20 protein-coding genes are annotated in these 20,834 nt (G+C 69.6%); 8 read left to right on the forward strand and 12 right to left on the reverse strand.

All coding sequences use genetic code 11. The annotated features are described in order from the left end of the window. Window positions 1–21 precede the first annotated feature (21 nt). The 10 genes from ACP7BI_RS03265 to ACP7BI_RS03310 form a co-directional block, all read right to left on the reverse strand. The gene (locus ACP7BI_RS03265) at window positions 22–1,182 is read right to left on the reverse strand and encodes an iron-containing alcohol dehydrogenase (RefSeq protein ID WP_425843725.1); all 1,161 of its coding nucleotides are present in this window, start codon (window positions 1,180–1,182) and stop codon (window positions 22–24) included. 223 nt (window positions 1,183–1,405) lie between these two features. Then, window positions 1,406–2,404, reverse strand: coding sequence for an arginase family protein (locus ACP7BI_RS03270; RefSeq protein ID WP_425843726.1), 999 nt, complete (start codon window positions 2,402–2,404; stop codon window positions 1,406–1,408). A 42-nt stretch (window positions 2,405–2,446) separates the two neighbouring features. After that, window positions 2,447–3,268 (reverse strand): FCD domain-containing protein, encoded by an 822-nt coding sequence (locus ACP7BI_RS03275; protein ID WP_425843727.1) that lies wholly within the window; start codon window positions 3,266–3,268, stop codon window positions 2,447–2,449. Beyond that, complete coding sequence (locus tag ACP7BI_RS03280) at window positions 3,261–3,908, reverse strand: amino acid ABC transporter permease (protein ID WP_425843728.1); 648 nt, start codon at window positions 3,906–3,908, stop codon at window positions 3,261–3,263. The genes ACP7BI_RS03275 and ACP7BI_RS03280 overlap by 8 nt, the downstream gene beginning before the upstream one ends. Further along, window positions 3,905–4,657 carry an amino acid ABC transporter permease gene (locus tag ACP7BI_RS03285; RefSeq protein ID WP_425843729.1) on the reverse strand — a complete coding sequence of 251 codons (753 nt, stop codon included), beginning with the start codon at window positions 4,655–4,657 and terminating at the stop codon, window positions 3,905–3,907. The genes ACP7BI_RS03280 and ACP7BI_RS03285 overlap by 4 nt, the downstream gene beginning before the upstream one ends. A gap of 12 nt (window positions 4,658–4,669) precedes the next feature. Then, on the reverse strand, window positions 4,670–5,464 hold the full coding sequence (locus ACP7BI_RS03290; protein WP_425843730.1) for a transporter substrate-binding domain-containing protein: 795 nt from the start codon (window positions 5,462–5,464) through the stop codon (window positions 4,670–4,672). A gap of 86 nt (window positions 5,465–5,550) precedes the next feature. Continuing rightward, window positions 5,551–6,279, reverse strand: coding sequence for an amino acid ABC transporter ATP-binding protein (locus ACP7BI_RS03295; RefSeq protein WP_425843731.1), 729 nt, complete (start codon window positions 6,277–6,279; stop codon window positions 5,551–5,553). Between the two features lie 209 nt (window positions 6,280–6,488). Then, complete coding sequence (locus ACP7BI_RS03300; RefSeq protein ID WP_425843732.1) at window positions 6,489–7,748, reverse strand: alpha-hydroxy acid oxidase; 1,260 nt, start codon at window positions 7,746–7,748, stop codon at window positions 6,489–6,491. Between the two features lie 47 nt (window positions 7,749–7,795). After that, on the reverse strand, window positions 7,796–9,127 hold the full coding sequence (locus tag ACP7BI_RS03305) for an MFS transporter (protein WP_425843733.1): 1,332 nt from the start codon (window positions 9,125–9,127) through the stop codon (window positions 7,796–7,798). Between the two features lie 124 nt (window positions 9,128–9,251). Beyond that, entirely contained in the window at window positions 9,252–9,953 is a 702-nt protein-coding gene (locus ACP7BI_RS03310) for a FadR/GntR family transcriptional regulator (RefSeq protein WP_425843734.1), read from the reverse strand. 63 nt (window positions 9,954–10,016) lie between these two features. On the opposite strand from ACP7BI_RS03310, the gene ACP7BI_RS03315 reads away from it, so the two are divergent. The 6 genes from ACP7BI_RS03315 to ACP7BI_RS03340 all read left to right on the forward strand — a co-directional run bounded on the left by ACP7BI_RS03315 (window position 10,017) and on the right by ACP7BI_RS03340 (window position 17,436). After that, complete coding sequence (locus ACP7BI_RS03315) at window positions 10,017–10,259, forward strand: hypothetical protein (RefSeq protein ID WP_021065117.1); 243 nt, start codon at window positions 10,017–10,019, stop codon at window positions 10,257–10,259. Continuing rightward, window positions 10,256–10,693 carry a type II toxin-antitoxin system VapC family toxin gene (locus ACP7BI_RS03320; protein ID WP_425843736.1) on the forward strand — a complete coding sequence of 146 codons (438 nt, stop codon included), beginning with the start codon at window positions 10,256–10,258 and terminating at the stop codon, window positions 10,691–10,693. Before ACP7BI_RS03315 ends, ACP7BI_RS03320 begins: the two co-directional genes overlap by 4 nt. A gap of 89 nt (window positions 10,694–10,782) precedes the next feature. After that, window positions 10,783–12,237 (forward strand): DUF3375 domain-containing protein, encoded by a 1,455-nt coding sequence (locus ACP7BI_RS03325; protein WP_425843737.1) that lies wholly within the window; start codon window positions 10,783–10,785, stop codon window positions 12,235–12,237. Beyond that, a complete protein-coding gene (locus ACP7BI_RS03330; protein WP_425843738.1) occupies window positions 12,234–12,965 on the forward strand; it encodes a DUF4194 domain-containing protein in 732 nt (243 codons plus the stop codon). Before ACP7BI_RS03325 ends, ACP7BI_RS03330 begins: the two co-directional genes overlap by 4 nt. A 2-nt stretch (window positions 12,966–12,967) precedes the next feature. Beyond that, window positions 12,968–16,291 (forward strand): ATP-binding protein, encoded by a 3,324-nt coding sequence (locus ACP7BI_RS03335; protein ID WP_425844066.1) that lies wholly within the window; start codon window positions 12,968–12,970, stop codon window positions 16,289–16,291. A 26-nt stretch (window positions 16,292–16,317) separates the two neighbouring features. Continuing rightward, a complete protein-coding gene (locus ACP7BI_RS03340; RefSeq protein WP_425843739.1) occupies window positions 16,318–17,436 on the forward strand; it encodes a Wadjet anti-phage system protein JetD domain-containing protein in 1,119 nt (372 codons plus the stop codon). 37 nt (window positions 17,437–17,473) lie between these two features. On the opposite strand, the gene ACP7BI_RS03345 is transcribed toward ACP7BI_RS03340, so the two are convergent. Further along, window positions 17,474–17,734, reverse strand: a complete 261-nt coding sequence (locus tag ACP7BI_RS03345; protein WP_425843740.1) for a type II toxin-antitoxin system Phd/YefM family antitoxin — start codon at window positions 17,732–17,734, stop codon at window positions 17,474–17,476. Between the two features lie 52 nt (window positions 17,735–17,786). After that, a complete protein-coding gene (locus tag ACP7BI_RS03350) occupies window positions 17,787–18,434 on the reverse strand; it encodes a hypothetical protein (protein WP_425843742.1) in 648 nt (215 codons plus the stop codon). A 150-nt stretch (window positions 18,435–18,584) separates the two neighbouring features. Between ACP7BI_RS03350 and ACP7BI_RS03355 the strand changes: the two genes are divergently transcribed. Next, window positions 18,585–19,517 (forward strand): SDR family oxidoreductase, encoded by a 933-nt coding sequence (locus ACP7BI_RS03355; RefSeq protein WP_425843743.1) that lies wholly within the window; start codon window positions 18,585–18,587, stop codon window positions 19,515–19,517. Window positions 19,518–19,709: 192 nt separating this feature from the next. Next, window positions 19,710–20,807 carry a type I restriction endonuclease gene (locus ACP7BI_RS03360; protein ID WP_425843745.1) on the forward strand — a complete coding sequence of 366 codons (1,098 nt, stop codon included), beginning with the start codon at window positions 19,710–19,712 and terminating at the stop codon, window positions 20,805–20,807. The last annotated feature ends 27 nt before the right edge of the window (window positions 20,808–20,834 follow it).

Here is a 20,834-nt window from a genome sequence, read left to right on the forward strand (position 1 = left end):
CAGGCTCCGGTCACGCCGCCGCTATTCGTAGATCGCGCGGTACAGCTGCTCGATCTCCTCGGCAGTCGGCACACGCGGGTTGTTGTTCGGTGAGCCGGAGGCGAGCGCCTGCTGCGCCATGACGGGCACGCGCTCGTCCCACTCGGCGCGGTCGATGCCGCGCGTCGCGGGCGTCGGCACCTCGACCTCGCGGGCGAGTGTGCACAGCTCCTGCACGAGCGCGTCTGCCGCAGCGGCGTCGGAGTCGTTCTCGGATGTGACCCCGAGCGTGCGCGCGCACGTCGCGTAGCGCTCGACCGCGTGCTCGACCGAGAAGGCCGTGATCTCGGCGAACAGCATCGCGTTGGCCATGCCGTGCGCGATGTGGAAGTGGGCGCCGAGCGGTCGGCTCATGCCGTGCACGAGCGCGACCGACGCGTTCGAGAACGCCATGCCGGCGAGGGTCGCGGCGGTCATCATCTCCTCGCGCGCCTCGCGGTCGCTGCCGTCGCGGTAGGCGCGGCGCAGGTGCTGGCCGATGCGCGAGATCGCCGCCAGCGCGTAGGTGTCGGAGATCGGGTTGGCCTTGCGGCTCACGTACGCCTCGATCGCGTGCGTGAGCGCGTCGATGCCCGTGTCGGCGGTGAGGCGCGGCGGCATCGAGACGGTGAGCTCGAAGTCGACGACCGCGGCCTTCGGCAGGTAGCCGGGGCCCGCGCACAGCATCTTCTCGTTCGTCTCGCTGTCGGTGATGATCGTGAACTGCGTCACCTCCGAGCCGGTGCCGGCGGTCGTCGGCACCGCGATGACGGGCAGCGCCGGGCCGACGAACTGGAACGGCGCCTTCAGCTCGCGCATGTGGCCGCCCCGCACGGCGAGCACCGAGAGCGCCTTCGCCGTGTCGATCGGGCTGCCGCCGCCGAGCGCGACGATGCTGTCGGCCTCGTGCGCGCGGATCGCCTCGAGCCCGGTCTCGAGCGAGTCGGTCGTCGGGTCGGGGATCGTGCCGTCGTAGACCGACGCCTGCAGGCCCGCCGCCGTGAGCGCATCCGACACCCTCGCCGCGAGGCCCGTCGAGACGAGGAAGCCGTCGGTCACGACGATCGGGCGCTTCGCACCGAGGGTCTCGAGCAGCTCGCCGATGCTGTCGACGCTGCCCGCGCCGAATCGGAGGATGGGAGGGGTGTTGATGTCGATGCTCACCGGTTGCACGCCTGCGTGGTCGGACCCGTCAGAGGGTGTGGATGCCTCCACCATCATCGGGCACGGACGCAGCAGTCGACATCCGTGGCCGCTGACAGTTCTCGAATGATCATCGGAGGGGCTCGCTCGGCGGGGGCCGCCCAGCCGCGGCTCTCAGTGCACACGCAGATGCCCTGCTCGAGTCAGCGGGACCTCGAGCAGGGCATCGGCGTGAAGCGCGTGCTCAGGCGCGACCCTTGCGCTTGAGGTACGACTCGTTGAGCACCGCCCGTCCAGCGGACTCGATGATGAGCTGGGTGCCAAGCAGCGACGTGTTGTGCGAGCGCACATCGAGCATGGGGTTGATCTCCACGACATCGAAGCCGGCGAGCTCGTGCTTCGCGACGATCGCGAAGACGATCTGGCGCAACTCGTTGTACGTCAGGCCGTCGGCTTCCGCGGAGGCGCAGCCGGGCACGAGCGGGAGGTCGAGGATGTCGATGTCGACGCTGATGTAGACACGGCCATTCGCGGGGATCGAGTCGAGGATGCTCTGCGCTCCCTCGCGACGGTAGTCGGCCATCGTGACCACGTGGTTGCCGTTGTCGCGCGCTCGGTTGAGGTCGTCGATGCTCGCGCGGAGGCCACGTGCACCGACCTGCACCATCTTGGTGACGTTCGGGAGCTGCCCGATTTTCAGCATCGGGCTGCCGTTGCCGTACTCGGCGCCGTGGAAGAACGGTCGGTAGTCGAGGTGGGCATCGAAGTGGACGATGGTGATCGGCTCTTGGTACGCGCGCGCCACGCCGTAGCTGACCGCGTGGTCGCCGCCCATAACGAGGGGGATGGCGTCCGCCTCGAGGATCTGGCTCACGGAGTCGGTGATGTTCTTGTACGTCGCCTCCGGATTCGTGTAGATGATGTCGACGTCGCCGCAGTCAGCGATGCGCTGGTTGCCCATCTCGTACTCGAGGTACCGGCGGTCGGTCTCGATGTCGTAGTAGCCGGCGCGGCCCTGCATCTTCCCGTAGCCGGCGTAGCGCACCGACATCTCGCGCATCTGTCGCGGGGCGAATCGAGCGCCGGGGTACCAAGGGGAGCCCTCGTCGGAGGGGATGCCCAGCACCGCGAGGTCCGCGTCGAGCGTGCTGAGGTCCTGCACGATCGGCGAGCGCATGTAGGACGGGATGCCCACGAACGGGAGGTTGAGGCGATCGACCGGTTGCGGGTCGTTGCTGTGCATGAGAGTTCCTCTCGATTGATGGATGAAGTTCAGGACTCGGTGTCAGCTGTCGGGGGTCAGCGACCACTCGAGGATGCTGTCGAGCAGGTCGAGGTCGCGGCCCGGCTTGAGGCGCTCGATCTCGGACAGGAGTGTGTCCAGGTGCGCTCGCATCGACTCCTCCGCCGCCGCCGCGTCGCGTCGGACGATGGCATCGATGATGTCGTCGTGGAAGTGGACGCTGGACTCGTGAGTCCGCTGCTGCTGCAAGACAACGTCCATCGCCGCCTCGACGCGACCGGTTCGCTCGTGCAGCGCTTCGTTGAGCACAAGAAGCACGAAGGGATTGGTGGACGCCTTCGCGAGGTACCGGTGGAAGCCGAGAGCGGCTCCGCGAGGGTGCGGTCCGCCGGGAGCCACCACTTCTCGGTAGAGCGCCTGCGTCTGCCGGAGCTCCTCGATCTGAGCCTCGGAGGCTGCAACCGCGAACTCGCGCGCAGCTTCCGGCTCGACCGCTCGACGGATGCGCAGGAGGTCCTCGAGCCCCTCCGATGTGGAGATCGATTGCACTGCGGCGAGCAGCTCGTTCCGTGTCGTGTCCTCCTCCAGTCGTCGGAACAGCGCGAGTCCCTCCGGGCTCAGCACGCGTCCTTCGCGCCCGGCCTGGAAGCACAGGCCGTCCCGCTCGAGCTGCTTCAGTCGCCGAGCAAGCGTCGACTGCGACGAGTAGTCGAGGCCCTGGCGCTCGAGCGCCTCGCTCACCTCAGTGATGGACATCGGGTCGCCGGTCGCGCCGAGGAGCCGGATCAGATCGTCTCGGCCCGCTTCGCGTCGCGCGTCACCCCCGGAATGACGGCTCTCGGAGCTTCGATCGCTGCTAGACATCTGCTCTCAGCTCCATCCGGCGAGCCGCCAGGCTCAGCGAGTAGTTGATCACGAAGTACACGACCGCGGCGAAGCCGAAGAGCATGAACGGCTCCGTGAGCTCCCGGGAGTTGACGAGGTTGACCCGGTTGAAGAACTCGAAGACGCCGACGACGGCGGCGAGCGAGCTGTCCTTGACGAGCTTGACGAACTCGGAGACGAGCGCAGGCGACATGCTCCGAACGGCCTGAGGCAGCACCACGTGCCGCATCGCCTGGAAGTAGCTCAATCCGCTCGCGCGCGCCGCCTCCATCTGGCCGGGCTTGATCCCGAGGATGCCGGCCCGGATGACCTCAGCGACGTACGCGCTCGCGAAGATCGTCAGCGCCAGGGCGGCCGACCAGAACGGGTCGACGTCGGCACCCATCCCCGCGAGTCCGAAGAAGATGTACAGGATGAAGATGATCAGCGGGATGCTGCGGACCAGCTCGATGTACGCGATCGACGGGTAGCGCAGGTACGGGCGCTTTGAGATCCTTCCCGCTGCGAAGACGATGCCGAGCAAGAAGCTGCCGATGATCGACACTGCCGCGAGGCCGAGTGAGTACCCGAGGCCCGCCAGCATGAAGGGCGCATTGCTGAAGATGACTTCGAAGTTCATGCTTGAGTCCTGATCACTTGCGTCACGGTCATCGGGGCGCGCGGCTTGCCGCGCTTGCGGGCGAGTCGGCGTTCGATCCTCGACAGCAGGAACGACTCCGCGAGGCAGATCACCGCGAAGATGACTGCCACCGCGGTGAGGGCCTGGACGCCGCGGAAGGTCGCTGCTTCGATCTCCTGGGCCTGGAACACGAGGTCGGCGACGCCGAGGAACAGCACGATCGACGTGTTCTTCGTGGCCCCGATCCATTGGTTGCCCAGGGCACCGATGGTGGTGCGCAGCACCTGCGGGATGATGACGCTGAACATCGCGCTCCAGTAGCTGAGACCCGACGCGCGTGCGGCCTCCATCTGGCCCTTCGGGATGGACTGCAACCCGCTTCGGAAAACCTCCGCGATGTAGGCCGAGGTGTAGACGGTCAACCCCAGGACGCCTGCGATGAAGGCGTTCGAGTAAATGACGTTGAGCGGCGCGAAGATTGCCCGAACGGCGTCGACGCTGAACACGGCGAAGCCCCAGAAGACGAGCTGCACGACGAGCGGGACGTTCCGGAAGAACTCGACGTACGCGGTCAGGAGCCAGCGGAGCGGTGCGGTCTGCGGACTCTTCGTCACGCGCCCGAGCGCGACGAGCATGCCGATCACCGTCGAGAACGCGATGGCGTAGAAGGCCAGCTGCAAGGTGACCAGCAGGCCGTCCCAAAGCATGCCGAGTCCGGGTTGGGTCAGTACGGAATCCCAGTTGCCCATGGTGCTCCCCTCCTACCGCTCTTCGATCTCGTAGACGTCGGGCAGCGCTTCGCTCCACCACCGCAGATAGATCTCCTCGTACGTGCCGTTCGCCTGCAGCTCGAGGAGGGCGTCGTCGAACGCCTGGATGAACTCGTCCTCGCCCTCACGGAAGCCGGCAGCGATCGGGCCCTCCGCGAACGGCTCGCCGACGATCTGCACTGAGCGCCCGGCGGCCTCCGAGGACTGCTGCAGCCCATAGAGGATCCCCACCGTCGTCGTGACGGCTTGAGCCTCGCCACGGTAGAGCGACTGGAGGGCGTCAGGCCACGACTGGTAGGTGACGGTCTGGACACCCTCGGGTGCGTTCTCGCGAAGGACCGATTCCTCCGGCGTGCCTTGCACAGTGGCGACGGTCGTGTCCGGTCCGAGGTCGGCGATGCTCGAGATATCGGAGTCCTCGGCGACGAGCAAGGACTGACCGTCCGAGAAGTAGACGGTCGAGAAGTCGATCATCTCGTCGCGGGCGTCCGTGCGGAGCATCGAAGCCATCAACACATCGACCTTGCCGCTGTTGAGGTTCAGGATGCGGTTCTGCGAGTTGACCTGCACGAACTCGACCCGCACGCCGAGCTGCTCAGCCACCGCTCGGGCGAGATCGACGTCGAAGCCTGCGACGTCGAACTCGCCTTGCGGGATGAACCCGAACGGCCGGGTGTCGTACTTGACGCCGACGGTCAGGACGCCGTCTGCAAGTGCTCGAGTCAGCGAATCCGTGGGCTCAGGTCGGTTCGCGCAACCGGCAGTGACCGCGACAGCCAGCGACATGGCCGTGAGACCGAGCACTGCGCGGGCGCGACGGGACATCGTCGTCCGTCGCGTCGCTGCGTCGTTCTGCTTCCTCGTCCGCGACATCAGACGGCCAAGACCTTCGACAGGAAGTCCTTGCTGCGCTCGTGCTGGGGGTCGGCGAAGAACTCCTCCGGCTTGCGGACCTCGATGATCTGTCCCGCATCCATGAACACGATCCGGTCGGCGACTCGCTTCGCGAAGTTCATCTCGTGCGTGACGACAGCCATGGTCATGCCGCCTGCGGCGAGGTCGGCCATGACGTCGAGGACTTCCTTGATCATCTCGGGGTCGAGCGCGCTCGTCGGCTCGTCGAACAGCATCATCTTCGGACTCATCACCAGGCCGCGCGCGATAGCGACGCGCTGCTGCTGACCGCCGGAGAGCTGCGCGGGGTACTTGTCCGCCTGCTCAGGGATGCCGACCCGGTGCAGGAGCTGCTTGCCTCGAGCGATCGCGTCGTCCTTGGTCATGCGCTTGAGCTTGATCGGGGCGAGCGTGATGTTCTCGAGCACCGTCATGTGCGGGTAGAGATTGAACTGCTGGAACACGAAGCCGATCTCCGCACGCAGCGCGTTCAAGTTGACCTTCGGGGAGCTGACCTCGACACCGTCGACCGTGAGGGTGCCGCTCGTGACGGTGTCAAGACCGTTGATCGTGCGGAGCATGGTGCTCTTGCCCGAACCGGAGGGGCCGAGGATGACGACGACCTCCCCGGAGTCGATCTCGAAATTGATGTCGCGCAGCGCGTGGTACTCGCCGAACCACTTGTTCACTCCGTCGAATCGGATCACCGTTGACCTCCGTTCCCGTGCCGCCGCTCCTTCGCGGAGGCACCGTGCCGTGACAATCACGTCTCGCTGAGTAGATCAGAACTGACCCTCCGTGTCAACAGCATCGGCTGTTGTCAATTTTGACAGGATCACGAATGTGGCGAACTGCGGACGGAACGCAACTAGGGCCGCCCGGCGAACCGGGCGGCCCTAGTCCTGCGAGCAGGAGGTCAGCGCACCGACGGCACCGACGCATCCGTCTGCACCGGCATCAGCCGGCGCAGCTGCGTGACATGGCGGGGCTCGAGCTCCTCGAGCGACGAGACGCCGAGCAGCGCCATCGTGCGGGCGATCTCGGAGCGGAGAATCGCGATCGTGCGGTCGACGCCCTGGCGCCCGCCGGCCATGAGGCCGTAGAGGTAGGCGCGGCCGATGAGCGTGAACTTCGCGCCGAGCGCGACCGACGCCACGATGTCGGCGCCGTTCATGATGCCCGTGTCGATCATGACCGTCGCATCCTTGCCGACCTCGCGCACGACCTGCGGCAGCAGGTGGAACGGCACGGGGGCGCGGTCGAGCTGGCGGCCGCCGTGGTTCGACAGGATGATGCCGTCGACGCCGAGGTCGATGAGCCGCACCGCGTCGGGCACGTTCTGCACGCCCTTCACGACGAGCTTGCCGGGCCACATGCTGCGGATGACGTCGAGGTCCTCGTACGAGATGGTCGGGTCCATCGCCGAGTTCAGCAGCTCGCCGACCGTCCCGCCCGTCGTCGAGAGCGACGCGAACTCGAGCTTCGGCGTCGTGAGGAAGTCGATCCACCACCACGGCCGAGGGATGGCGTTCGCGATCGTCTTGATCGACAGCTGCGGCGGGATCGAGAAGCCGTTGCGGGTGTCGCGCAGGCGCGCGCCGGCGATCGGGGTGTCGACCGTGAACATGAGGGTGTCGAAGCCCGCCGCGGCCGCGCGCTCGACGAGGCCGTAGGAGATCTCGCGCTGGCGCATGACGTAGAGCTGGAACCAGTTGCGGCCGTTCGGGTTCGTCGCCTTGACGTCCTCGATCGTCGTCGTGCCGAGCGTCGAGAGCGTGAAGGGGATGCCCGCCGCAGCCGCGGCGCCGGCGCCGGCCGTCTCGCCCTCGGTCTGCATGAGGCGCGTGAAGCCCGTCGGGGCGATGCCGAACGGCATCGCGCTCGGGCCGCCGAGCACCTGGGTCGACATGTCGACCCGCTCGGCCGGTCGCAGGATGTCGGGGTGGAACTCGACGTCCTCGAACGCCTGCCGCGCGCGGGCGAGCGAGACCTCGCCGTCGGCGGCACCGTCGGTGTAGTCGAAGGCGGCCGCGGGCGTGCGGCGCTTCGCGATGACGCGCAGGTCGTCGATCGTGAGCGCGTTGTTCAGCCGGCGGCGGCGGCCGTCGAGGTCGGGCTTCTTGAACTGCATGAGCTCCATGAGCTCGAGCGGCTTGGGCAGTTGGCGCTTCACCATGATGTGCCTCCTGGTTCCTTGCGGGATGAGTGGATGCGTGGGGTCGCTCAGCGAGCGACGGTCTCGGCGGCGACGTCGAAGTCGGTGGGCTCGCGGTGCGCGACGTGCTTGATGAAGAACGACGCGATCACCGAGAGCGAGGCGCAGACCGCGACGTATGCGGCGATCGGCCACCACTGGCCGCCGCTGACCTCGAGCAGCCACGCGGCGATGAGCGGTGCGGTGCCGCCGAAGATCGCGGCGCCCACCTGGTAGCCGAGCGTCGCGCCGGTGTAGCGCACCTCCGGGCTGAAGCTCTCGGCGATGAGCGTGCCGAGGATCGCGTTGACGCTGCCCCACAGGATGCCGAAGGCGACGATCGTCGCGGCGAAGACCGCCCACGTCTCGCCGATGTTGAGCACCCAGTAGTAGGGCACGACGAGCACGATCGTGGTGATCGCCGAGAAGCGGTAGAGCACCGCGCGGCCCACCTTGTCGGAGAGGTGGCCGAAGAACGGCATCCAGATCGTCGCGACGAGCGCGGCGGCCGCGACCGCGAGCAGCACGGTGTTCTGCCGCACGTCGAGGATGTTCGTCGCGTAGGCGATGACGTAGGTGCCGAAGATGTAGAACGGGCCGGTCTCGGCGGCTTTCGCGCCGATCGAGACGAGCACGGCGCGCCAGTGCTTCGTCAGCACCTCCTTGATCGGCAGGCGCAGGCGGGCGCCGGTGTCGCGGATGCGCTTGAACTCGGGCGTCTCGTCGAGGCCGTTGCGGATCCACAGGCCGATGAAGACGAGCACGATCGAGCCGACGAACGGCACGCGCCAGCCCCACGAGAGGAACTGGTCCTCGGGCAGGAGCGTCAGCAGCGCGACGACGGCCGAGGCGAGCAGCAGGCCGAGCGAGATGCCCATCTGCGGCACGGCGCCGTAGAGGCCGCGGCGGTGCTTCGGCGCGTACTCGTAGGCGAGCAGCAGGGCGCCGCCCCACTCGCCGCCGATGCCGATGCCCTGCAGGATGCGGAACAGCAGCAGCAGGATGGGCGCCGCGATGCCGATCGCGGCGTAGTCGGGCAGCAGGCCGATCGCGACCGTGCCGCCGCCCATGAGCATGAGCGTCAGGAAGAGCGTCTTCTTGCGGCCGATGCGGTCGCCGATGTGGGCGAAGACGATGCCGCCGACGGGGCGGAAGAAGAAGGTGAGCGAGAACGACGCGTACGCGAGCATCGTCGACAGGAACGGGTCGCCGGTCGGGAAGAACGTCTTGTTGAAGACGAGCGCCGCGACGGTGCCGTAGACGAGGAAGTCGAACCACTCGATGACGGAGCCTGAGAGGCTGCCGATGAGGACGCGGTAGTTGAGGCGCTCCTGGGGAGCTGCCGTGGTCGTGCTGGACAAGAGTTCTCTCCCTCGAGAAGGTGCACGGAGTGTGGTCGAACCATGTGGTCGAACCACAGTGACAGTAGGGGGACGGCGTCCGCCAAGTCAAGCGGCGGATGCGCTCGCGGGCGTGCCGCGCGGATCACCCTTCGGGCGTCGGCGCGCTCTGCGAGGTCTCTCGGTAGTAGCCGCGGATGTGTGCCTGGATGCGCTCGGCGGCGCCGTCGCGGTCGTTCGCCCGCAGCCGCTCGAGGATCCCGCGATGCTCGCTCCGCAGTCGCACGGCGGTCGCCTTCCAATCGGGGAGCGCTTCGGCGCGCTCCCGCGTGTGGTCCGCGATCGAGGTGCGGAGCGCATCCATCAGCGTCGACAGCAGCGGGTTGTGCGCGGCGCGCGCGATCGTGACGTGGAACTCGGCGTCGAGCTCGAGGAAGTCGGGCACCGCGAGCTCGGGGTCGTCCATGCGGTCGAGCAGCGCCTCGGCGGCGGCGAGGTCGCGCTCGCCGAGCTCGGCGTGCTCGGCGCTCCACGACTCGAGCAGCAGCCGCGCCTCGTAGATGTGCCGGTGCTCGACGTGCCGGGTCGCGAGCTGCATGCTGAGCGCGAGCGCGAGCGCCTGCTCGGGCGCGGCGGTGAGGATCGTGCCGGAGCGCGGGCCAGAGCCGGTCGACGTGCGGATGGTGCCGAGCGCTTCGAGCACGCGCAGCGCCTCGCGCAGCGATCCGCGCGAGATGCCGAGCGCCTCGGCGAGCGCGCGCTCGCCCGGCAGGTGGTCGCCGATCGAGAGTCGGCCGCTCTGCAGCTCCTCGGTCACCCACGCCATCACGCGCTCGTGCGTCTTCATCGCTCCCGAGTATCCCAGCGGCCTGACCGGTCCCACAGCGCATGCACCTGCTACAGTATGCTCATGAAATCGGAGCGGCTGCAGGTGCTGATCGAGACCGAGCAGCGGGTGCGGCTCGAGCAGCGGGCGGCCGACCGCGGTGTCTCGGTGGCTGCCCTGGTCAGGGACGCGATCGACCTGGTGTATCCGCCGCACGGCGATCGCCGCGCGGCTGCGGCCGCCGACATCCTCGCGGCCGAGCCCATGGCCGTCGGCGACCCGGCGGCGCTCCGCGCAGAGCTCGACGAGCTGCGAGGCGGCGCGTGATCCTGCTCGACACGAGCGTGCTCGTCTACGCCGTCGGCGCAGAGCACCCGCTGCGCGAGCCGTGCCGGGCCGTCATCGCCGCCGTCGGTGACGGCACGATCGCGGCCACGACGACGGTGGAGGTGCTGCAGGAGTTCGCTCATGTGCGTGCTCGGCGGCGGGGGCGCGACGACGCCGCGGCGCTGACCGAGCGCTACGCGACCGCCTTGGCACCACTGATCAGCGTCGACGCGGACGATCTCTCGGCCGGACTGCGCCTCTTCCGGCAGCACGAGCCACTCGGAGCTTTCGATGCCGTGCTGGCGGCCGTGGCTCAGCGCCGCGAGCACGTGCGGGCGCTCGTCTCCGCGGATCGCGGCTTCGCGAGCATCCCGGACCTCGTGCACCTCGACCCGGGCGCGAGCGGCTTCCGCGCCGCGGCCGGCATCGGCTGAAGCGCGCCGGGAGCGCATCCCGCGGCGCGCGGGCTCGTCGCGTGCGCGTCACCGGCCTCCGCCAGAATGGACGTCATGGGGGCTCGACGATGACCACGGTCAGCGCCGCGCTGCGCCTGCAGCGGCTCGTCGCCGACGACCCCGCGCTCGCGTTGCTGCGCGCCGAGCACGCGCCGATCATCGTCGCGCTCCTCTCGCGGCTGCTCGGCGGCGAGGTGCGCCGTCGCCCGGCCGAGGAGTTCATCGACCTCGTGGACGCGGACCTCGATGCGCTGCGACCGCACTTCGAGCTGCCGCAGACCGGCAAGGCCTACGCAGCTGGGTGGCGGGCGGCGGGCTGGCTCGTGCGGCGGCCAGCCGCCGAAGCGCGCGCCGAGACCGTCGAGCTCTCGCCGGCGGCGCTGCGAGCCATCCGCATCTTCGAGCAGCTCGAGCACCCCCGGGCGACCGCCACCGAGTCGCGACTCATGACCATCCGCGATCAGGTGCAGCGGCTGGCGGTCGAGACCGACCCAGACGGCGCGCGCAGGCGCGAGGCGCTCGAGCGCGAGCGCGCTGCGATCGATGCCCAGATCCAAGCGATCGGCGAGGGACGGTTCGAGCCGCTCGACGCCGCACGCACGAAGGAGCGGGTCGCCGAGATCCTGCGGCTCGCCGAGGACGTTCCCTCCGACTTCCAACGCGTGCGGTTCCGCTTCGACGAGCTGAACCACGAGCTCATGGCGAGCCTGCTCGACGCCGACGAGTCGCAGCGCTCCGTGCTCGAAGACATCTTCCGCGGCGTCGACCTCATCGAGCAGACCGACGAGGGGCTGACGTTCGCCGCATTCTCGGCCCTCGTGCTCGACGCCGAGCGCAGCGAAGCCTTCGAGGCCGACATCGCGAGCCTGCTCGAGCGCGACCTGGGCGACGCGATGTCGGTGTCCGAGCGCCGGTTCCTGCGCACCTTCCTCCGCGAGCTCAAGCTGCACAGCCACGAGATCCACGGCGTGCTCGCCGAATTCGCGCGCGGCCTGCGCCGCTACGTGCAGTCGCAGGACTTCCAGCGCGACCGCGCTCTGCAGCGCAGCATCCGCGCCACGCTCGCGACCGCGCTGCAGACGGCCAAGCACGTCAAGCCGTTCCACGCGAGCGGCGTGGAGCTGCCGCTCACGTCGGTGGAGCTCTCGAGCATCGGCGCGCTCACCCCTCACGACCCATCTGAGTTCGCGATCGACGAGCACGTCGTCGCCCACGAGCCAGGGCTCGCCGACTACGAGCAGCTCAAGGCGCTCGCGCGCGAGACCGAGATCGACTTCGAGGAGCTCACCGGCGTCGTCAACGCGCGGCTGCGCGACGCCGAGCCGCTCACGGTCGCTCAGCTGCTCGCCGACTGGCCCGCCACCCAGGGCGTCGCGAGCGTCGTCGGCCTCATGACGCTCGCGATGCGGCACGGCGACGTCTCGGGCGACGAGACCGAGACCGTCGTCTGGCCCGGCGTCGACGGCGAGACCCGCAGCGCCGTGGTGCGCAGTCACCGCTTCGTCGAGAGGATCCCGACATGACCGATGCGCACGCGGCAGCGCCCGCGCTCGAGCACACCGCTTCCGAGCACGCGACCCCTGAAGACAACCGGTCGGATGCGTCGGCAGGCTCTTCGGCGCTCTGGCCGGGAGACGCGGGCCGGCTCCGAGAGGACTCCCGGCGCGCGCTGCTCGAGCTCATCCAGGGCCCCTACCTCTCATCGTCCAACCGCGGCCGGTTGTGGGTCGCGCTGCTCGCCGACGCCGACGAGATCCGCTCGCGGCTGCACGAGCTCTTCCTCGAGCTCGTGATCGACCGGAACGACGAGATCGCGTTCGTGCGTCCGGTCGACGCGGGGGAGCGCCCGGTGCCGCTCGCCGTGCGCTCGCGAGCGCTGACGTTCATGGACACGCTCATGCTGCTCGTGCTGCGCCAGCACCTGCTCGCCGCCCGCGGCGAACGGCGCGTGTTCGTCGATCGCAGCGACGTCTTCGAACAGCTCGCGCCCTACCGGGTCGCGCGCGACGAGGCCGACTTCGAGCGCCGCATGAACGCATCCTGGACCAAGCTCATGAACAAGCTCGGCCTCATCCACCGCGCCGGCGGAGATGAGCGAGTCGAGATCTCGCCCGCGCTGCGGCTCATCTTCGACGACGACCGCGTGCAGTCTCTGCGCCGCGAGTACGAGCGGGTGCTCGAGCGCCGCGGCGATGCGGCGCTCGACCTGGACGCCACCATCGACGCCGACGACCGGGAGCCGACGCCGTGACGATGCTCGAGATCGAGGGACTCGAGCTGCTCGAGCCGACGGTGCAGTGGCGGCTCGCCGAGGTGCAGCTGCTCAACTGGGGCACCTTCGACGGCCTCCACCGGGTGCCGATCGCGCGCAAGGGGCAGCTCATCACCGGTAGCTCGGGCTCTGGCAAGTCGTCGCTGCTCGATGGCATCGCCGCCGTGCTCACTCCCGACGGCATGCTGCAGTTCAACGCGGCCGCGCAGGGCGCGGGCGGCGGGCGCGGCGACCGCAGCATCGTCAGCTATGTGCGCGGCGCATGGTCGAAGGCCGCCGACGAGGAGCAGGATCGCGTCGTCAGCCGCTTCCTGCGGCCGGGCACGGTCGTGAGCGGGGTGCTGCTGCGCTACCACGACGGGGCCGACGCGGTGGTGACGCTCGCGCGGCTCATGTTCCTGAAGGGCACGTCGACCGACAAGGGCGACCTGCGGGATGCCTACCTGCTCGAGCAGGGCGAGCTCGACCTCGAGCGGCTGCGCGGCTTCGTCACGAGCGGTGCGAACGGGATCGACACCCGCGCGCTGCAGCGCGCCCACCCGAAGGCGGTGCTGACGACGAGCGGCAAGCACGCGAAGTTCTACGCGCGGCTGCAGAGCGTGCTGGGCATCGGCGGCGACAACGCGCTGCAGCTGCTGCACCGCACACAGTCGGCGAAGAACCTCGGCGGCCTCGACCACCTCTTCCGCACCTTCATGCTCGATCGGCCCGCGACCTTCGCGATCGCTGACAACGCGGTGCAGCAGTTCGGCGAGCTGGACGCCGCACACCGGCACGTCGTCGACCTGCGGCGCCAGCGCGACGCGCTCACCGTCATGCGCGACCTCGGCGACCGCTACGACGACGCATCCGCACGCGCCACCGCCGCCGGTGAGCTGCGCGACCTCGTGCGGCCGTTCGAGGCGCGCGAGCGGCTGCGGCTCGCCCGGCAGGAGCGCGCGGCGGCCGAGATCGCCGCGCGGCAGGCGAGGGCGGCGCTCGCCGCCGCGCGAGCGGCCGACGCGGCCGCGGCCGACGACCACCGGCTTGCGCAGCAGGCGCTCGATCGCGCCGGCGGTGCCGATCTCGTGCAGCTCGACGGCCGCATCCGAGACGCCGAGCGCGAGGTCGGGCACCGGCAAGCGCGGCTCGAGCGGCTCGCGCGCCAGCTGGCCGACGTCGGCATCGACCGTGCGCCCGGCGACGAGGCGCAATTCGCCGAGCTGCGGGCGCTCGCTGCCGACGAGCTCCAGCAACCGGCGGCGAAGCTCGACATGGAGCACCCCGCGGTGCAGCGGCTCGCCCAGTCCACCGAGCGGCGTCGGCGCATCGACGCCGAGCTGCAGGCGCTGCGCGACTCCCGCAGCAACGTCGACTCGCGGCGCTTGGGTGTGCGCGCGAGGCTCGCCGAGCATCTCGGCGTGCCCGAGCAGGCGGTGCCGTTCGCCGGGGAGCTGCTCGAGGTGCTGCCGAGCGAGCGCCGCTGGACGGGCGCGATCGAGCGGGTGCTGCGGCCGCTCGCGACGACGCTGCTCGTGCGTGCCGAGCACCTGGGGGCCGCGCGGCGCTGGATCGACGCGGAGTCGCTGGGGACGCGGCTCGTGTTCGAGGCGGTGGAGGCGGACGTGTCGTCGCCGCGCTCGCTCGCGAGCGACGCGTCGCTCGTGCGGAAGGTCGCGGTCGCCGACGGCGGCTTCCACGACTGGCTCGCGCACCGGCTGTCGGAGCAGTACGACATCGCGTGCGTCGAGACCGCCGACGAGCTCGACCGCTTCGCGCGCGCCGTCACGATCCGCGGACAGGTGAAGCGCTCCGCCACGCGCTACGAGAAGGACGACACGCACGCGATCGACGACCCGACGCGGTGGCTGCTCGGCTCGAGCGAAGCGCGTCACGAGGCGCTCCTCGCTCAGCGCGGCGAAGCGGATGCCGACGCGAAGCGCGCGCACCGCGAGGTCGAGCAGCTGCAGGCTGACGTCGCGCTCAGCACTCGCCGACGCCAGCAGCTCAGCCAGCTCGTGACCGAGTCGTGGGAGCAGTACGACGCTGACGGCGCGGCCGCGCGCGTCGCGCAGCTTCAGCGGCAGCGGGTCGTGCTCACGAGTGCGAGCGGCGATCTCGAGCGCGCGGCAGCGGCCGAGCAGGAGGCCCGGGCCACCGCGGCGGCCGCGCGCGCCGCCGCCGATGAGGCGCTCGCCGCAGACCGCGCCACCGAGCGCGAGCTGCAGAGCCTGGCCGCCGCGATCGCAGAGGCCGAGCGGTCGATCGCGGCCGACGGCCGGGGCGAGCTCACGTCCGAGCCGGTCGAGCAGCTCGAGGCGCGGTTCCGCGAGGTGCGGCGGCGCATGACGCTCGCCGACCTCCCGACCGCCGCGCGCGAAGTCGAGGGGCGGCTCGGCCGAGAGCGCGAGCGCGCGATCGGCGAGCGCGACCTCGCCGCCCAGGACTTCGCAGCGGCCGCGACGAGCTTCAAGGAGAGATGGGCCGTCGCATCCGCCGACTTCGTCGCGCGCGTCGACGATCGCGCCGGCTTCCGAACGCTGCTCGACACGATCGAGGCGAACGACCTGCCCTCGCAGGAGCAGAGCTTCCGGCGGCTGCTGCGGGCGAAGTCGAGCGACGTCGTCGGGTTCCTGCGCAAGGAGCTGCTCGACGCGCCGAAGGAGGTGCGGGAGCGCATCGCGCCCGTGAACGAGTCGCTCGGGCGGTCGCAGTTCGACCGAGACCGGTTCCTGCGGATCCGCGTCAAGCTCACGCGGGGCGACATCGTGCAGCGGTTCATGCAGGAGCTCGCGCAGATCGCCGAGGGCAGCTGGGACGACGAGGACGCCGCGTCGGCCGAGCGGCGATTCGAGGTGCTCGCGCAGCTGATGGCGCGCTTGGCCTCGAGCGAGTCGGCCGACCGCAAGTGGCGCGAGCTGTGCCTCGACACCCGGTTGCACGTCTCGTTCCTCGCCGAGGTCGTCGACCGCGCCGGGCTCGTGCTCGAGACCTACGACTCCGGGGCGTCGCTCTCGGGCGGCCAGCAGCAGAAGCTCGTGGTGTTCTGCCTCGCGGCGGCGCTCCGCTACCAGCTCACGCAGGACGGCGCTGAGCTGCCGCGCTACGGCACGGTCATCCTCGACGAGGCGTTCGACAAGGCCGACAGCAGCTACACCCGCATGGCGATGGACGTCTTCGTCGAGTTCGGCTTCCACATGGTGCTCGCCACCCCGCTCAAGCTGCTGCAGACGCTCGAGCCCTACATCGGCGGCGTCGCGGTGGTGCAGAACCCGACGCAGCGGCAGTCGACCGTCGACCAGCTCGGCTTCGAGCGGTCGCGGTGATCCCCGTCGAGGAGGCTCGCGCTCGCGTGGCGGCGAGGGTCACGGCGCTCGCCCGCGACTGGGCGGCCGACCCGGGGGCCGCCGCCGAGGCGGTCGTGCGCATCGCGCTGCACCCGCCGAGCGAGCGGGACGCACTCGCTCAGCAGGGGGCGGTGATCGCCTGGCGCGACGCCTGGACGGCGGCCGCGACCGAACCCGGGGTCGCGCTCGAGTGGGCGACCCGCAGCTGGAGCCGTCTCGGCGCCCAGTCGGTGCCGGTGCGCGTCGCCATCGAGGGAGCGGATGCGCTCGCCCGCTTCGCCGGGCGAGAGGCGGCGGATGCGTGGGCGCGCGTGCGCGACCGGGTCGCGGCCGCGATCGAGGGACTGGGTGGCGGCGTGGCGGTCGCCTCAGCCGCACGCTCGCACGCCACCGCGCTCGCCGCCTACGGCGACGACGAGTTCGGGGCGGTGCTCGACGTCTCGCGCTGGCTCGCCGAGCACCCGGTCGATGGCATGCGGCCCCGACAGCTGCCCATCCGCGGCGTCGATTCGAAGTGGTTCGGCGCCCACCGTGCGGTCGTGTCGGCGCTCGTGCTCGCCGCGAGCGGTCGCGAGTCGCTCGGCATCGTCGGCGATGCGCAGCAGTTCCGGGTGCGCCTGCTCGACGACCGGATGCTGCCGGGCGCTCCCCGCACCTTCGGCACGTCCGTGGAGGAGCTCACGACGTTGCGAGTCGAAGTCGACGCGGTGCTCGTGCTCGAGAACCTCGAGACGCTGCTCGCGCTGCCCCCCGTGCCTCGCGTCGTCGGCGTGCACGGGGTCGGCTACTCCGCGGCCGAGCTCGCGCGCATCCCTTGGTTCGCGGGCACGCGGGTGCTCTACTGGGGCGACCTCGACTCGAACGGCTTCGCGATCCTCCACCGGCTGCGGTCTGCCCTGCCGTCAGTGGTCAGCGTGCTGATGGACGAAGACGCGCTGCTGGCGCATCGCGACCTGTGGGTGCGGGAGCCGAAGCCCGCGCGGGGCGACTACCTGAGTCTCGATCCGACCGAGCAGGCGGCGCTCGAGCGCTTGCGCGACGAGGGCGACGTGCGCCTCGAGCAGGAGCGCATCCCTTGGGCGTTCGCGCTCGAGCGCCTGCGCGCCGCGCTCGCTCAGCGGTAGTCGGTGTCGCACCTGCCCGGCTCGAGGCGGCAGCGCTTCACGACAGGCCGAGGTCGCGCTTCACCTCGTCCCACGGCACCGGCTCCTCGTCGAGCCGCTGCTCCTCGTCCTGGGCCGCTGTTGCCGCCCTGATGTCTGCGAGCTCTTCCGCGTCGTCGAGTAGCCGTCGCAGCACGTCGGCGCCGACGATCGCGGCGACAGCGCGATCGCGGCGCGTGAGGTAGACGGGTGCGGTCGGCGCTCGGTCGACGAGCGTCGAGAGCCGGTCGCGCGCGGCGTTGATGGTGACCCGATCCATGGCGCGAGGGTAGCGCCGCTCGAACGTGGGAAGAAGTCCCGGTCGTGCCACGTCAGCTCAGGTGGCCGGACGGGAGCATCGGCTTCGCGGAGAGCTCGCCCGGGCGCATGCCGACGGAGAGCAGCAGGGCCATCATCACCTCTTCCGCGACGGTCCACACCGAGCAGCCCGGCACCATCGAGACCGCTGGGTTGCCGTGCTCGCACCGCTCCCACTCGAGCTGGGCGAAGCGCTGCGGGAGCGGCGACGGATGCATGAGGCGCAGTTCCCAGCCACCGTCCTCCTCGATGGAGACGGTGACGATGGCAGGCGCATCGACCGGCACCCGGCCGTCCGGCCACGGCTCGTGCTCGTGCTCCGAGCACGGCTGGATGCCGCGCGCGGCGATGTCCTCCGGGAGGAGTGCGGCGACCGGGACGACCGACGCGGCACCACCGCACATGCGCACGTGGTCGAGCACCTGCACGAGCTCGTGCAGGTCGTGCCGCCAGACAGGATTGCCGAGGCGGGAGCCTCTCAGCATCCGCCTGGCCTCGACATCGCCATCGCGCGGTCCGAGCCGCGTCTGCTCGCGCAAGTGCACCGGTGCCCCCGCGTGCCGCGCGACCTGCTCGGCCTCGGAGCGCGTGCGCGCGATGCACTCGAACGACCCGCCTCCCTCGACGTCGAAGGTGAACCGGTGGGTCGCATCCGCTCTCATGTCCGCAGGATGCGCGCGAACAGGGCGGCCACGTGACGCTCGGATGGCGGCCTGTGGAGAACGCGCACCTCCACATGCGCTGTGCACCAGCCGCACACCGCGCTCAGCCCCGCTGGCTACCGTGCTGATCCCGACGCGAAGGAGCCAGTCATGACCGACCAGACGCACGCCGACGACGCGCACCTCGAGACCACCGACCAGCTGACGTTCCAGAACCCCGTCGACCGCTACCCCGCGATCGAGCCGCCCGAGCAGCACCAGGAGGAGCCGGGCCTCGACTCCGAGATGACGCCGAAGAGCGACCGCGGCGAGCACTCGTACCGCGGCACCGGCCGCCTGCAGGGCCGCAAGGCGCTCATCACCGGCGCCGACTCCGGCATCGGTGCGGCGGTCGCGATCGCGTTCGCGCGCGAGGGCGCCGACGTCGCCATCAACTACCTGCCGGCGGAGGAGTCCGACGCGCAGTGGGTCAAGGGCATCATCGAGGCCGAGGGGCGCACGGCGGTCCTCATCCCCGGTGACCTCACCGACGCATCCTTCTGCGAGACCCTCGTGACGGATGCGGTGCAGGGCCTCGGCGGGCTCGACATCCTCGTGAACAACGCGGGCAAGCAGATCGCGCAGGAGTCGCTCGAGGACATCGACGACGAGCAGCTCGTCGACACCTACGCCGTGAACGTGCTCGCGATGTTCCGCATCACGAAGGCGGCGCTGGGGCACCTGCAGCCCGGCTCGACGATCATCAACACCACGTCGGTCGTCGCCTACATGGCGCCGCCGGTGCTGCTCGACTACGCGTCGACGAAGGCCGCGATCAACAACTTCACGAAGGGGCTCGGGCAGCAGCTCGCGCCGAAGGGCATCCGCGTCAACGCGGTCGCGCCCGGGCCGATCTGGACGCCGCTGCAGCCGACCGACGGCCAGCCGAAGGAGGAGCTGCCGGAGTTCGGCAAGTCCACGCCGCTCGGCCGCGCGGGCCAGCCGACCGAGCTCGCGCCCGCCTACGTGTTCCTCGCCTCGCCCGAGTCGAGCTACGTCATCGGCGAGACGCTCAACGTGAACGGCGGCATGCCGACGCCCTGACCCTCAGAGATCCGTACGATCCGAGCCCGGGCGCGCTTCTTCGGAGGTGCGCCCGGGCTCGTCGTCTCGGGGCGAACGCCTCGTTGGAAGCAGCGCTTTCCCTTGACGCACCGCGATACTCGAGCGCTGCGGTGGCGTGTTGAAGAAATGTCGCAAGCTCGCGCTACGTTCGTCCCAACGCGAGGAGGAACGATGGAGTTCAACGACCGGCTCGAAGCGCTTTCGGTGAAGGTGCAGAACCAGAAGTCTGCGATTCAGACCGAAGAGGCGACCAAGAACGCCTTCATCATGCCGTTCATCTCGTCGATCCTGGGCTATGACGTCTTCAACCCCCTCGAAGTGGTGCCGGAGTTCACGGCGGATGTCGGTCTCAAGAAGGGCGAGAAGATCGACTACGCCATCATGCGGGACGGCGAGGTGCAGATGCTCCTAGAGTGCAAGGCGTCGGTCGGCAACCTGAAGCTCGAGCACGCGTCGCAGCTCTTCCGCTACTTCGCCGTGACGAACGCGCGCATTGCGATCCTCACGAATGGGGAGGTCTACCAGTTCTACACAGACCTGGATGCGCCGAACCGGATGGATGAGAAGCCGTTCCTGGTGCTCGACCTCAGCGACATCGACCCCTCGGTAGTTCCGGAGCTGCGGAAGCTGACGAAGGAGAACTTCGATCTCGACTCGATCATCAGCGCTGCCGAGGAACTCAAGTACGTCGGTGCCATCAAGCGGGTCATCGCGGCGCAGTTCAAGGAGCCGTCGGACGAGTGGGTGAAATTCTTGACCTCTCGCGTTTACGACAAGGCGTTCACGCAGAAGGTGCGTGAGCAGTTCACGGGTCTCGTCACCAAGGCAGGGAAGCAGTTCCTGAGCGACCAGGTCAACGATCGGCTGAAGACGGCACTGGCGGCGACGGGGTACACGCCTGCCGTCGTTTCCCCCGCGACTGGGGCGGAGGTCGAGAGCGGCCCAGTGGCCGAGCAGGATCTCGACCGCGATACCGAGATCGACACCACGCTCGAGGAGCTCGAGGGCTACCAGATCATCAAGGCGATCGGCTGCAGCGAGGTGAAGCCACAGCGCATCGCTCACCGCGACGCGAAGTCGTACTTTGCGGTGCTCCTCGATGACAACAATCGCAAGCCGGTCGCGCGACTGCACTTCAACAACAAGAAGCAGAAGTACATCGGCGTCTTCGACGAGGCGAAGGTCGAGACTCGCCACCCGATCGACTCCCTGGAGGACATCTACTCGCACGCCGAAGCGATCCGTGAGTCGATCCGGCGCTACATGTAGAGGGAGGGGTTGCGGGCCTGCGCGGGG

It is taken from the genome of Agrococcus sp. TSP3-2-1, assembly GCF_049897585.1.
In the GTDB taxonomy this organism is placed as follows: Bacteria; Actinomycetota; Actinomycetes; order Actinomycetales; family Microbacteriaceae; genus Agrococcus.